Source organism: Pseudomonas eucalypticola (genome assembly GCF_013374995.1).
In the GTDB taxonomy this organism is placed as follows: domain Bacteria; phylum Pseudomonadota; class Gammaproteobacteria; order Pseudomonadales; family Pseudomonadaceae; genus Aquipseudomonas; species Aquipseudomonas eucalypticola.
On the sequence record NZ_CP056030.1, the window covers coordinates 1,601,038 to 1,615,026 of the forward strand.

Annotated in this window: 13 protein-coding genes; all 13 read left to right on the forward strand. The window is 63.0% G+C overall.

Features of this window, described 5'->3' with window-relative positions:
* Window position 1: 1 nt before the first annotated feature.
* The 13 genes from fliQ to motD all read left to right on the forward strand — a co-directional run bounded on the left by fliQ (window position 2) and on the right by motD (window position 13,940).
* Window positions 2–271, forward strand: coding sequence for a flagellar biosynthesis protein FliQ (fliQ, locus tag HWQ56_RS07440; protein WP_158154666.1), 270 nt, complete (start codon window positions 2–4; stop codon window positions 269–271).
* On the forward strand, window positions 268–1,053 hold the full coding sequence (fliR, locus tag HWQ56_RS07445; protein WP_158154665.1) for a flagellar biosynthetic protein FliR: 786 nt from the start codon (window positions 268–270) through the stop codon (window positions 1,051–1,053). Before fliQ ends, fliR begins: the two co-directional genes overlap by 4 nt.
* Window position 1,054: 1 nt before the next feature.
* A complete protein-coding gene (gene flhB / locus HWQ56_RS07450) occupies window positions 1,055–2,191 on the forward strand; it encodes a flagellar biosynthesis protein FlhB (RefSeq protein WP_176570123.1) in 1,137 nt (378 codons plus the stop codon).
* Window positions 2,192–2,311: 120 nt separating this feature from the next.
* Entirely contained in the window at window positions 2,312–4,441 is a 2,130-nt protein-coding gene (gene flhA, locus HWQ56_RS07455) for a flagellar biosynthesis protein FlhA (protein WP_158154663.1), read from the forward strand.
* A gap of 11 nt (window positions 4,442–4,452) precedes the next feature.
* Window positions 4,453–5,769, forward strand: a complete 1,317-nt coding sequence (flhF, locus tag HWQ56_RS07460) for a flagellar biosynthesis GTPase FlhF (protein WP_158154662.1) — start codon at window positions 4,453–4,455, stop codon at window positions 5,767–5,769.
* Window positions 5,770–5,892: 123 nt separating this feature from the next.
* Window positions 5,893–6,726: a flagellar synthesis regulator FleN gene (gene fleN, locus HWQ56_RS07465; RefSeq protein ID WP_008374846.1), complete on the forward strand. Its 834-nt coding sequence runs from the start codon at window positions 5,893–5,895 to the stop codon at window positions 6,724–6,726.
* A complete protein-coding gene (fliA, locus tag HWQ56_RS07470) occupies window positions 6,720–7,472 on the forward strand; it encodes an RNA polymerase sigma factor FliA (RefSeq protein ID WP_233270857.1) in 753 nt (250 codons plus the stop codon). The genes fleN and fliA overlap by 7 nt, the downstream gene beginning before the upstream one ends.
* Before the next feature lie 219 nt (window positions 7,473–7,691).
* Window positions 7,692–8,063: a chemotaxis response regulator CheY gene (locus tag HWQ56_RS07475; RefSeq protein ID WP_176570124.1), complete on the forward strand. Its 372-nt coding sequence runs from the start codon at window positions 7,692–7,694 to the stop codon at window positions 8,061–8,063.
* Between the two features lie 22 nt (window positions 8,064–8,085).
* Entirely contained in the window at window positions 8,086–8,874 is a 789-nt protein-coding gene (locus HWQ56_RS07480) for a protein phosphatase CheZ (RefSeq protein WP_158154659.1), read from the forward strand.
* A gap of 12 nt (window positions 8,875–8,886) precedes the next feature.
* Window positions 8,887–11,097: a chemotaxis protein CheA gene (locus tag HWQ56_RS07485; RefSeq protein ID WP_176570125.1), complete on the forward strand. Its 2,211-nt coding sequence runs from the start codon at window positions 8,887–8,889 to the stop codon at window positions 11,095–11,097.
* Window positions 11,098–11,146: 49 nt separating this feature from the next.
* Window positions 11,147–12,301 carry a protein-glutamate methylesterase/protein-glutamine glutaminase gene (locus HWQ56_RS07490; RefSeq protein WP_176570126.1) on the forward strand — a complete coding sequence of 385 codons (1,155 nt, stop codon included), beginning with the start codon at window positions 11,147–11,149 and terminating at the stop codon, window positions 12,299–12,301.
* Entirely contained in the window at window positions 12,301–13,041 is a 741-nt protein-coding gene (locus HWQ56_RS07495) for a flagellar motor protein (RefSeq protein WP_158157218.1), read from the forward strand. Before HWQ56_RS07490 ends, HWQ56_RS07495 begins: the two co-directional genes overlap by 1 nt.
* Before the next feature lie 11 nt (window positions 13,042–13,052).
* Entirely contained in the window at window positions 13,053–13,940 is an 888-nt protein-coding gene (gene motD / locus HWQ56_RS07500) for a flagellar motor protein MotD (protein WP_158157220.1), read from the forward strand.
* Window positions 13,941–13,989 lie beyond the last annotated feature (49 nt).

Genomic DNA, 13,989 nt, shown 5'->3' on the forward strand with positions numbered 1-13,989 from the left:
CATGACCCCTGAAGTGGCTGTGGACCTGTTTCGCAACGCGCTGTGGCTGACCACCATGATGGTCGGCATCCTGGTGGTGCCCAGCCTGGTGGTGGGCCTGATCGTGGCCATGTTCCAGGCCGCGACGCAGATCAACGAACAGACGCTCAGCTTCCTGCCGCGCCTGCTGGTGATGCTCATCACGCTGATCGTCGTCGGGCCCTGGCTGGTGCGTACGTTCATGGAGTACATCACCAACCTGTACACCAGCATTCCGCAGTTGATTGGATGAACCCGCTCCTGCACCTGACCGACGCGCAGATCGGCGCCTGGGTCGCCAGCTTCATGCTGCCGCTGTTTCGCGTGGGCTCCATGCTGATGGCCATGCCGGTGTTCGGGACCACCATGGTGCCCAAGCGCATTCGCCTGTACCTGGCCCTGGCCATCACCGTGGTGATTTCGCCCACGCTGCCGCCCATGCCCGTGGTAGATGCGCTGAGCCTTCAGGGGCTGCTGCTGGCGGGTGAGCAGATCGTCATCGGCTCCTTGCTGGGGTTCTCGCTGCAGATGCTGTTCCAGGCCTTCCTGATTGCCGGGCAGATCCTGGCGATTCAGATGGGCATGGGCTTCGCGTCCATGAACGACCCGGTCAACGGCGTGCAGACAGCCGTGGTAGGGCAGTTCTTCACCATGCTGGTGACCCTGCTGTTCCTGGCCATGAACGGCCACCTGGTGGTGTTCGAGGTGCTGGTGGAAAGCTTCACCACGCTCCCGGTGGGTGGCGGCCTGCTGGTCAATCAGTTCTGGGAAGTGATCATGCACATGAGCTGGGTGCTGGCGGCGGCGGTCATCCTGGTGCTGCCGGCCATCACCGCGCTGCTGGTGGTCAACGTCGCCTTCGGGGTCATGACCCGCGCCGCGCCACAGCTGAATATCTTTTCCATCGGTTTCCCGCTGACGCTGGTCATGGGCATGTTGATCCTGTGGCTGAGCATGGCGGACATTCTCAATCAATACCAGCCAATGGCCACCGAGGCCCTGCAATGGCTGCGCGAACTGGCACGGGCACGCTGACATGGCAGAGAGCGAGAGTGGTCAGGACAAGACAGAAGAACCCACGGACAAAAAGCTGCGCGACGCGCGCGAGAAGGGTGAGGTCGCCCGCTCCAAGGAGCTCAACACCCTGGCCGTGATGGTAGGGGGCTGCGGCGCCTTGCTCGCCTATGGCGGGCACCTGGCGCAGACGCTGATGGATCTGATGCGCATGAACTTCAGCCTGTCCCGTGAGGTGCTGACAGACGAGCGGCAGATGGGCCTGTTCCTGCTGGCGTCGGGCAAGCTGGCGATAGCCGCCGTGCAACCGATTCTGCTGGTCTTGCTGGTGGTGGCCATCATCGGCCCTATTTCCCTGGGGGGCTGGTTGTTCGCCCCGGGCTCCATGGCGCCGAAATTCAGCCGCATGAACCCCTTGAGCGGTATCAAGCGCATGTTTTCCATGCACGCCCTGAGCGAGCTGCTCAAGGCGTTGGGGAAGTTTTTCGTGGTGCTGCTGGTGGCGTTGTTCGTGCTCTACAAGGACCGCGACGACCTGCTGAGCATCGCCCATGAGCCATTGGAAAAGGCCATTACCCACTGCGTGCAGCTGGTGGGTTGGAACGCGTTGTGGATGTCCATGGGCTTGCTGATCATTGCTGCGGTGGATGTGCCCATCCAGCTCTACCAGACGCGCCAGAAACTGCTCATGACCAAGCAGGAGGTGCGTGACGAGCACAAGGACAGCGAGGGGCGGCCCGAGGTCAAGCAACGGATTCGCCAGATGCAGCGCGAGATGTCCCAGCGCCGCATGATGTCGGCCATTCCCACCGCCGACGTGATCATCACCAACCCTACCCACTATGCCGTGGCGCTCAAGTACGACCCGGAGAAGGGCAGTGCGCCGGTGCTGCTGGCCAAGGGCGCCGACTTCATCGCCTTGAAAATTCGCGAGATCGCCAACGAGCACAACATCCAGATCCTGGAATCGCCGGCGCTGGCGCGGTCCATCTACTACTCCACCGAGCTTGAGCAACAGATTCCGGCCGGCTTGTACCTGGCTGTCGCCCAGGTATTGGCCTACGTCTACCAGATCCGCCAATACCGCGCCGGGCGCGGCAAGCGCCCCAACCCTCTCAAAGACCTGCCCATTCCCCCGGACCTGCGCCGCGACAGCTGAGGAGCAGCGGTCCAGCCGCTTAAAACCCGCCGCTGACTCAAAGTTGGAAAGGTTCTTGCAAAGGCATACCCACAACGCCATCAGGCGTCAAAAGTTTGCTTGAGATCACGGGGACTATCGGTGGATCGCACTCAGTTACTCAACACCGCGCGCAGCAACCTGGTCGGCCTTGGCCGGGGCAGCCTGGGCGTGCCGCTGTTGCTGTTGATCATGCTGGCAATGATGATGTTGCCAGTGCCACCGTTCCTGCTCGACGTGTTCTTCACGTTCAACATTGCCCTGTCCATCGTGGTCCTGCTGGTGTGCGTGTACGCCATGCGGCCGCTGGATTTCGCCGTGTTCCCCACCATTCTGCTGGTGGCTACGCTGTTGCGCCTGGCGCTCAACGTCGCGTCCACCCGCGTGGTCATGCTCCACGGCCACGATGGTCACCAGGCCGCGGGCAAGGTGATCCAGGCCTTCGGTGAGGTGGTGATCGGCGGTAACTACGTGGTCGGTGCGGTGGTGTTCGCCATCCTCATGATCATCAACTTCGTGGTGGTGACCAAGGGTGCCGGGCGTATTTCCGAGGTGAGCGCACGTTTTACCCTGGACGCCATGCCCGGCAAACAGATGGCCATCGACGCCGACCTCAACGCCGGCCTCATCGACCAGGCCCAGGCCAAGCTGCGCCGCCTGGAAGTGGCCCAGGAAGCCGAGTTCTACGGTTCCATGGACGGTGCCAGCAAATTCGTGCGCGGTGACGCCATCGCCGGCCTACTGATTCTGTTCATCAACCTGCTCGGCGGCATGGCCATCGGTATCTTCCAGCATGGCCTGAGCTTCGCTGAAGCCGGCAAGGTCTACGCCCTGCTGACCATCGGTGACGGTTTAGTGGCACAGTTGCCATCACTGCTGTTGTCCACCGCTGCGGCCATCATGGTGACCCGCGCCTCCGGTTCCGAGGACATGGGCAAGCAGATCAACCGGCAGATGTTCGCCTCGCCCAAGGCGCTGGGCGTTTCCGCTGGGCTGATGACCATCATGGGCATCATTCCGGGCATGCCGCACGTGTCCTTCCTGATGCTGGCGATGATGGCCGGTGGCGGCGCCTACCTGGTGTGGAAGAAACAGAACCAGGTCAAGGTGGCCGCGGCCGCCGAAGTGCAGCGCCAGCAGGACCTGCTGCCGTCGCCCACCCGTGCCCAGGACACCAAGGAACTGGGCTGGGACGACGTGACCCCCATCGACATGATCGGCCTGGAAGTGGGCTACCGCCTGATTCCACTGGTAGACCGCAACCAGGGCGGGCAACTGCTGGCGCGGATCAAGGGCGTGCGCAAGAAGCTCTCCCAGGACCTGGGCTTCCTGATGCCCACCGTGCACATTCGCGACAACCTGGACCTGGCGCCCAGCGCTTATCGCCTGACGCTGATGGGCGTGATCCTGGCGGAGGCCGAGATCTACCCCGACCGCGAACTGGCCATCAACCCGGGTCAGGTGTTTGGCACCCTCAACGGCATCACCGCCAAGGATCCGGCTTTTGGCCTGGACGCGGTGTGGATCGAATTGAGCAACCGCCCACAGGCCCAGTCGCTGGGTTACACCGTGGTGGACGCCAGTACCGTGGTGGCCACGCACTTGAACCAGATCCTCTCCAAGCACGCTCATGAACTGATCGGCCACGAGGAAGTCCAGCAATTGCTGGCCGTACTGGCAAAAGGCTCACCGAAACTGGCCGAGGAGCTGGTGCCCGGCGTGCTGTCGCTGTCGTCGCTGCTCAAGGTGCTGCAGGCACTGCTGGCCGAACAGGTGCCGGTTCGCGACATCCGCAGCATTGCCGAAGCCATCGCCAACAATGCCGTCAAGAGTCAAGATACCGCCGCGCTGGTCCAGGCCGTGCGTGTCGGGCTGAGCCGCGCTATCGTGCAAAGCATTGTAGGGCTTGAGTCGGAGCTGCCTGTCATCACCCTGGAACCCAGGTTGGAACAGATATTGCTCAATAGTTTGCAGAAGGCTGGTCAGGGTCAGGAAGAAGGCGTTCTGCTGGAGCCGAGCATGGCCGAGAAATTGCAACGTTCCCTGATAGACGCCGCACAGCGTCAGGAAATGGCCGGGCAACCGGTGATCCTGCTGGTGGCGGGCCCGATCCGCGCGATGCTTTCGCGCTTCGGGCGCCTGGCAGTACCGAATTTACACGTCTTGGCGTATCAGGAAATTCCTGACAACAAGCAAGTGACCATCGTAGCGACAGTAGGGCCCAACGGCTGAGGTAGTGGGTTATGCAAGTTAAGCGTTTTTTCGCCGCCGATATGCGTCAGGCCATGAAACTGGTCCGCGACGAGCTGGGCGCCGATGCCGCGATCATTGGCAACCGTCGGATTGCCGGCGGCGTCGAGCTCACGGCCGCGCTGGACTACAAACTGTCCGCGCTGGCACCCCGTGTGCCGAACATGGAGCTTGAGGACGAGCTGCGCAAGACCCAGTCGCGCATCGTCAACGCCCAGGCTGAATTGAGCACCCGTGGCGAGAGCGACGCGGTTACCAACCGGCAGCTGTTTGCCGGGCTGCCGCTGACCGCCGCCGAGCCGCTGGTGGAGCCGACCTTCGACGAGCCGCCGCGCCCCCAGGCTCCGCCTGCCGCCGCGCCGGTGGACCAGCGCCTGTTCGAGTCCATGCGCAGCGAGCTCAATGGCCTGCGCGAGTTGCTGGAAGTGCAGCTTGGCTCCCTGGCCTGGACCCAACTGCAAGGCAGCAAGCCGCAGCAGGCCAATCTCTGGCGCCGCCTGCAGCGCATCGGCCTGTCGGGCCCGCTGTCGCGTGAACTGCTGGAAATGGTCGGCGAGATCAACGAACCCCGTCAGGCCTGGCGCATGCTGTTGGCGCACCTGGCGCGCATGATCGCGACCCCAGACGTGGAGCCGCTGGAAGAGGGCGGTGTGATCGCCATGGTCGGCCCTGCCGGCATGGGCAAGACCACCACCCTGGCCAAGCTGGCCGCCCGCTACGTGCTCAAGTACGGCGCGCAGAACATTGCCCTGGTGAGCATGGACAGCTTCCGCATCGGTGCCCAGGAGCAGCTCAAGACCCTGGGCCGTATCCTCAACGTGCCGGTGACCCACGTCGACCCGGGCCAGTCCCTGGCCCAGGCGCTGGAGCCGCTGTTGCGCAAGCGCGTAGTGCTGATCGATACCGCCGGCCTGCAGGCCAGCGACCCGGCCCTGCGCCTGCAACTCGAAAGCCTGGCTGGCCGTGGCATCAAGGCGCGCAATTACCTGGTGCTGGCCACTACCAGCCAGAAGCAAGTGTTGACTGCCGCTTACCATAGTTACAAGCGTTGTGGGCTGGCAGGTTGTATCCTGACGAAACTTGACGAATCGGCCAGCCTTGGCGAAGTGCTGAGCCTGGCGATCAGTCACGAATTACCAGTGGCCTATCTTACCGATGGGCCGCGCATTCCGGACGATTTGCACTTGCCGCGGCGGCACCAGTTGGTCAGCCGTGCGGTGAATGTGCAAATGCAGGATGAGCCCAGCGAAGAGGCCATGGCCGACATGTTCGCTGATCTCTACCACAGCCCGAGCAAACGTGTTGGCTGAGGTGAATGTTATGAAGTTGTTGCAATCTACCTACATTGTTGGTCTGCCGGGCATTCTTCAAGTTGTTGAAAGCGCAGCCAGTCATGTGGCCTCGGTCTAAGCAAGACAAGGTAAAGAACTAACATGGGCAGCATGCATCCCGTACAGGTGATCGCGGTGACCGGCGGCAAAGGTGGCGTCGGCAAGACTAATGTGTCAGTGAACTTGTCGCTGGCCCTGGCCGAGCTTGGGCGTCGCGTCATGTTGCTGGACGCCGACCTGGGGTTGGCCAACGTCGACGTCCTGCTGGGCCTGACACCAAAACGAACCCTGGCCGATGTCATCGAAGGGCGCTGTGAGCTGCGCGATGTATTGCTCCAGGGCCCAGGCGGCATCCGCATCGTACCGGCCGCCTCCGGTACCCAGAGCATGGTGCACCTGACACCGGCTCAACACGCGGGCCTGATCCAGGCATTCAGCGACATCGGCGATAACCTCGATGTGCTGGTGATCGACACCGCGGCCGGTATCGGCGATTCAGTGGTCAGCTTCGTGCGCGCGGCGCAGGAAGTGCTGCTGGTGGTGTGCGACGAGCCCACCTCGATCACCGACGCCTACGCGTTGATCAAACTGCTCAACCGCGACTACGGCATGAACCGTTTCCGGGTGCTGGCCAACATGGCCCAGAGCCCTCAGGAAGGGCGCAACCTGTTTGCCAAGCTGACCAAGGTGACCGACCGTTTCCTCGACGTGGCCCTGCAGTACGTGGGCGCCGTGCCCTATGACGAATGCGTGCGCAAGGCGGTGCAGAAGCAGCGCGCCGTGTACGAAGCATTTCCGCGTTCCAAGTGCGCCCTGGCGTTCAAGGCCATCGCGCAGAAAGTCGACACCTGGCCGTTGCCAGCCAACCCGCGCGGGCACCTGGAGTTCTTCGTCGAACGCCTGGTGCAGCAGACCAGTGCAGGGCCCGTATCATGAGTGCCAGCGGCTACCGGATGTACAGCAAGGCGTCGCGCGAGTCCCAGCAATATGAGCTGATCGAGCGCTATGCCCCCTTGGTAAAGCGCATCGCCTACCACCTGCTAGCGCGCTTGCCGGCCAGTGTGCAGGTGGAAGACCTGATCCAGGCCGGCATGATCGGCCTGCTGGAAGTGTCGACCAAGTACGACTCCACCAAGGGCGCCAGTTTCGAGACCTACGCCGGCATCCGTATTCGCGGCGCCATGCTGGACGAAGTGCGCAAGGGTGACTGGGCGCCACGCTCGGTGCACCGCAATACGCGCATGGTCAGCGACGCGATCCGGGCGATCGAGGCAAAAACCGGCCGGGACGCTAAAGATCACGAGGTTGCGGCCGAACTCCAGTTAAGTCTCGATGATTATTACGCAATTCTGAACGACACCCTGGGCAGCCGCCTGTTCAGCTTCGACGATTTGCTGCAGGACGGCGGTGAGCATGAAGGCTTGCACGAGGACGGCGCCAGCGCTGGCCTGGAGCCTTCGCGGGACCTGGAAGACGAGCGCTTCCAGGCGGCCCTGGCCGATGCCATCGCCAACCTGCCGGAGCGTGAGCGTCTGGTTCTGGCCCTGTATTACGACGAGGAGCTGAACCTCAAGGAGATCGGCGAAGTGCTGGGGGTCAGCGAGTCGCGGGTCAGCCAGTTGCACAGCCAATGCGCGGCCCGCCTGCGCAGCCGGCTGGGTGAGTGGCGCGCACGGGCGTAAGGGTTTTCAAGGTTCGGGTAGCACACTGTTGCCGGTAAGGCTGATCCCCCCGGGGCCAGCCTGAAACCAGGTGATGGGTGATGCCGGGCTGGATTTGGGGATGCGGCATGGGTATGTTCCTTGCCGCACGTCATGTAGTGCACTAGCCAGATTTGATTGAATGCGCGTCCAGGTGCTGGGCGCGTTTAAGACTGCTTGGAGGTCTAATTGGACAAGAACATGAAAATCCTCATCGTTGACGACTTCTCGACGATGCGGCGGATCATCAAGAACCTGTTGCGTGATCTGGGGTTCACCAACACCGTTGAGGCCGACGATGGCACCACTGCCATTCCGGTGCTCAACAGCGGCAGCATCGACTTCCTGGTAACGGACTGGAACATGCCCGGCATGACCGGCATCGACCTGCTGCGCCATGTGCGCGCCGACGAGAAGCTCAAGCACCTGCCGGTGCTGATGGTGACTGCCGAGGCCAAGCGCGAGCAGATCATCGAAGCGGCCCAGGCCGGTGTCAACGGCTATGTGGTCAAACCCTTCACAGCCGTGGCGTTGAAAGAAAAGATCGAGAAGATTTTCGAACGTATCGGTTGAAGCATTGCGCCACGGGAGAGCTATGGAGCGTAAAGAGTCTTCACTGGGTGACTTCGAGTTCACCCTGAAAAAACACGCCCAGCAGTTGGTCGAAAGCCTGGAAATGGGCAAGTTTGGCGATGCTGTGCAACTGATCCATGAGCTCAACCAGACCCGTGATCGTGGCCTGTACCAGGAGGTTGGCAAGCTCACGCGCGAGTTGCACAGTGCGATCGTCAACTTCCAGATTGACCCGCACATGCCGCAAGCCGAGGAAGTCTCGCAGATCACGGACGCCACCGAACGGCTGTCCTACGTGGTCCGGCTGACCGAGAACGCTGCCAACCGCACCATGGACCTGGTAGAGCAAAGCACGCCGGTGCTCAACGAACTCAACACCGAGGCCAAAAGCCTCAGTGCCGACTGGCAGCGCTTCATGCGCAAGGAAGTCGGCGCCGCCGAGTTTCGCGAGCTGGTCAAGCGGGTTGACGGTTTCCTGGCGAAAAGCGAGCACGGCACCGGCAAGGTGTCGGGCGCGCTGAACGACATTCTGCTGGCGCAGGACTACCAGGACCTTACCGGCCAGGTGATCAAGCGCGTGACCCAACTGGTCACGGAAGTGGAGAGTAACCTGCTCAAGCTGGTGCTCATGGCCAGCCAGGTAGACCGCTTCGCGGGCATCGAACACGACCGCGAACAGCTGCGTGCGGAAAAAGATCAAGAAAAACATCCAACTCGGGGTGAAGGTCCGCAGATTCATGCCGATAAGCGTGAAGACGTTGTGTCCAGTCAGGACGATGTCGACGATCTGCTATCCAGTCTTGGTTTTTAAGGGGCACGTTAAATGAGCTTCGGCGCCGACGAAGAAATCCTCCAGGATTTCCTGGTAGAAGCCGGTGAAATTCTTGAGCAACTTTCCGAACAATTGGTCGAGCTGGAAAGCCGACCCGATGACGGTGATTTGCTCAATGCAATTTTTCGCGGTTTTCACACTGTAAAAGGGGGCGCCGGCTTCCTCCAGCTCAACGAGCTGGTGGAGTGCTGCCACATCGCCGAAAACGTGTTCGACATCCTGCGCAAGGGTGAGCGTCGCGTTGACTCGGAACTGATGGATGTGGTGCTCGAAGCCCTGGATGCGGTGAACGCCATGTTCACCCAGGTCCGCGAACGAACCGAGATTACCCCGGCCACACCGGAACTGCTGGCGGCGTTGTCACGCCTGGCGGAGCCGGCCGGCGCCGACGAAGCACCTGCCGCGGTGGAACAAGCCCCGGCCCCGGTGGTTGAAGAAGTGACCGACTCGGGTGACATCACCGACAGCGAATTCGAACAACTGCTGGACTCGCTGAACGCGGTCAAGGCCCAGGCCGAAGCGCCAGCGGCCGCCACCCCGGCTGCCGACAGCGATGAAATCACCGACGATGAATTCGAATCCCTGCTGGACCAGTTGCACGGCAAGGGGCAGTTCGCCCCTGACGCCGTGGCACCGGCCAGCCCGCCGGCCAGCACTGGCGCGGCGAGCGACGAGATCACCGACGACGAATTCGAAGCCCTGCTGGACCAGTTGCATGGCAAGGGGGCGTTCGTGCCGGATGCGCTGGGCAGCGAGGCCAAGCCTGACGCCCCGGCGGCCACGCCAGCGGCCGGTGGCGGCGACCTGATCACCGATGACGAGTTCGAGTCGCTGCTGGACCAGTTGCACGGCAAGGGCAAGTTCAGCGAAACCCCAGCCGCGGCCAGCGCCGCCAGCGCTGCCGTGGCCACACCGCCCGCGGCCAAACCTGCGGCAAAACCTGCCGCCAAGCCGGAACCGGCCAAGGCCGCCGCCGCCCCAACCCCGGCCCGCGCCGCTGCCCCCGCGCCTGAAAAGCATGCGGCCAGCGAAGCGGAAACCACCGTGCGGGTCGACACCGCGCGCCTGGACGAAATCATGAACATGGTCGGCGAACTGGTGCTGGTGCGTAACCGCCTGGTCCGCCTGGGCGCCAACAGCGGCGACGAGGCCATGCAAAAGGCCGTGTCCAACCTCGACGTGGTCACCGCCGACCTGCAGACCGCGGTCATGAAGACCCGCATGCAGCCGATCAAGAAGGTGTTCGGGCGTTTCCCGCGCCAGGTTCGCGACCTGGCCCGCCAGCTCAAGAAAGAGATCAACCTGGAGCTGATCGGCGAAGAGACCGACCTGGACAAGAACCTGGTCGAGGCCCTGGCCGACCCGCTGGTGCACTTGGTGCGCAACGCCGTGGACCACGGCGTCGAAACCCCGGAAGAGCGCGAAGCCGCCGGCAAGTCGCGCAATGGCAAGGTGGTGCTGTCCGCCGAGCAGGAAGGTGACCATATCCTCTTGTCCATCAGCGATGACGGCAAGGGCATGGACCCCAGCGTGCTGCGCGCCAAGGCCGTGGAAAAGGGCCTGATGGACAAGGACGCGGCCGACCGCCTGAGCGAGTCGGACTGCTACAACCTGATCTTCGCCCCGGGCTTCTCCACCAAGACCGAGATTTCCGACGTGTCGGGCCGCGGTGTGGGCATGGACGTGGTGAAAACCAAGATTTCCCAGCTCAACGGCTCGATCAATATCTATTCGGCCAAGGGCCAGGGTTCGAAGATCGTCATCAAGGTGCCGTTGACCCTGGCGATCATGCCGACGCTGATGGTGATGCTGGGCAACCAGGCCTTTGCCTTCCCGCTGGTCAACGTCAACGAGATCTTCCACCTGGACCTGTCGCGCACCAACGTGGTCGACGGCCAGGAAGTGGTGATCGTGCGGGACAAGGCGCTGCCCCTGTTCTACCTCAAGCGCTGGCTGGTGAGTTCGGCTGCGCACGAGGAACAGCGCGAGGGTCACGTGGTGATCCTGTCGGTAGGCACCCAGCGCATCGGCTTCGTGGTCGATCAACTGGTGGGCCAGGAAGAGGTTGTGATCAAGCCGCTGGGCAAGATGCTCCAGGGTACGCCGGGCATGTCGGGCGCCACCATTACCGGTGACGGTCGCATTGCCCTGATCCTCGATGTTCCGAGCATGCTCAAGCGCTACGCAGCGCGGCGTATCTGATTCGTGAGGGCGGCGCGCCATGAGGCGCCCGCCCTCTAATGGAGTGTTTATGGCAGTCAAGGTCCTGGTGGTGGATGATTCCGGTTTCTTCCGCCGCCGCGTCTCGGAAATTCTCTCGTCGGACCCCGCCATCCAGGTGGTGGGCACGGCGACCAATGGCAAGGAAGCGATCGAGCTGGCCCAGTCGCTCAAGCCCGACGTCATCACCATGGACTACGAGATGCCCATGATGGATGGCATCACCGCCGTGCGGCACATCATGCAGCGCTGCCCGACGCCGGTGTTGATGTTCTCTTCGCTGACCCATGAAGGCGCCCGGGTGACCCTGGATGCGCTGGACGCGGGTGCCGTGGATTACCTGCCCAAGAATTTCGAAGACATCTCGCGCAACCCCGAGAAGGTCAAGCAGATGCTGTGCGAGAAGGTGCACACCATTTCGCGCAGCAACCGCCGTTTCAGCAGTTACAGCAGCCCCGCGCCTGCCGCCGCACCGGCGCCCGCGCCCGCGGCGACGTCCGTCAGCAGCCACGCGGCCCCAGCTCGCCCCGCACCGACACGCCAGCCGGCGGCCAGCCTTGCCCATGGTCATGCTCATGGCCACGCGCCAGCGGCGGCGCCGTCCTCGCCCGCGCCCAGGCGCAAGAGCTACAAGCTGGTGGCCATCGGCACCTCCACCGGCGGCCCCGTGGCCCTGCAGCGGGTGTTGACCCAATTGCCGGCCAGCTTCCCCGCGCCCATCGTGTTGATCCAGCACATGCCGGCGGCCTTCACCAAGGCGTTCGCCGAGCGCCTGGACAAGCTGTGCCGCATCAGTGTCAAGGAAGCCGAGGACGGCGATGTGCTGCGCCCCGGCCTGGCCCTGCTGGCCCCAGGTGGCAAGCAGATGATGGTCGACGGCCGTGGCATGGTGAAGATCCTGCCAGGCGATGAGCGCCTCAACTACAAGCCCTGCGTGGACATCACCTTCGGTTCGGCGGCCAAGTCCTACGGCGACAAGGTATTGGCGGTGGTGCTCACCGGCATGGGCGCCGATGGCCGCGAGGGCGCGCGCCTGCTCAAGCAGGGCGGCAGCCACGTGTGGGCCCAGGATGAGGCCAGTTGCGTGATCTATGGCATGCCCATGGCCATCGTCAAAGCCAACCTCGCCGATGCCGTGTACGGCCTCGACGACATCGGTCGCCACCTGGTCGAGGCCTGTGTCTGATGGACGTCCTGAGCTTACTGGGCCTGCTGCTGGCGTTCATCGCCATCATCGGCGGCAACTTCCTGGAAGGGGGGCACCTGTCGGCGCTGATCAACGGCCCCGCGGCATTGATCGTCATCGGCGGCACGCTGGCGGCCTGCCTGTTGCAGTCGCCCATGAGCGCTTTCAAGCGGGCCATGCAGATTGTCGCGTGGATTCTGTTCCCACCGCGTATCGACCTGGCGGGCGGCATCGATCGGGTGGTGAACTGGAGCCTCACGGCGCGTAAGGAAGGCTTGCTGGGGTTGGAGTCGGTGGCCGACAGCGAACCCGACAGCTACTCGCGCAAAGGCCTGCAGCTACTGGTGGACGGCGCCGAGCCGGCAGCTATCCGCAGTATTTTGGAGGTGGACTTCCTGACTCAGGAAGCCCGCGATATCCAGGCCGCGAAAGTGTTCGAGAGCATGGGCGGCTACGCGCCGACCATCGGCATCATCGGCGCGGTGATGGGCCTGATCCACGTGATGGGCAACCTGGCGGACCCCTCGCAACTGGGCAACGGTATCGCCGTGGCGTTCGTGGCCACCATCTATGGCGTGGCCACGGCCAACCTGGTGCTGTTGCCCATCGCCAGCAAGCTCAAGGCCATCGCCATCCGCCAGTCGCGTTACCGCGAGATGCTGCTCGAAGGCATTCTGTCGATTGCCGAAGGCGAGAACCCGCGGTCCATCGAGCTCAAGCTGCAAGGCTTCATGGAGTGAGGGGTTAAGCCATGGCACGCCGTCGTCATACCGAAGAGCACGAAAACCACGAGCGCTGGCTGGTGTCGTACGCCGACTTCATCACCTTGCTGTTCGCCTTTTTCGTGGTGATGTATTCGATCTCCTCGATCAACGAAGGCAAGTACAAGGTGTTGTCCCAGGCACTGGTAGGGGTGTTCAACGACCCTCAGCGCAGCCTCAAGCCCATTCCCATCGGTGACGAACGGCCGCTGACGGTCAAACCCTCCGAGCCGTTGGTCAGCGATAGCGAGCAGACCGACGCCGGCATCGCCAGCGCTGCCGATGACCCGCTCAAGAGCATCGCCGACCAGGTGCGCGATGGCTTCGGCGACCTGATCAAGTCCAACCAGCTGACTGTGCGTGGCAACGAGCTGTGGATCGAGATCGAGCTCAAGTCCGGCCTGCTGTTCGGCAGTGGCGACGCCATTCCCAGCGACAAGGCTTTCTCGATCATCGAGAAAGTCGCCAACATCATCAAACCGTTCGGCAACCCCATCCACGTGGAAGGGTTCACCGACGACCAGCCGATCCGCACGGCCCAGTACCCGACCAACTGGGAACTGTCGTCGGCGCGGGCGTCGAGCATCGTGCGCATGCTGGCCATGGAAGGCATCAACCCTGGGCGCATGGCTTCGGTGGGCTACGGTGAGTTCCAGCCCATCGACACCAATACCACGGCCGAAGGGCGCGCGCATAACCGTCGCGTGGTGCTGGTGATCTCGCGCAACCTCGATGTACGCCGCAGCATCACGGGCGCGGGTAGCGCAAATGTCACCCCGGACGCTGCCTTGCGCCGGGCTGGCACACAAACTGCACCGCAGCCGGTAACGCAGTCGGTGGGGGCCAGTGGTGTCAATTCCCCGTCACCGTCTTTATAACTTGAGTCGCATGTCTCGGTAGGCAACCTGCCGCGCCGGGAGGAAAACA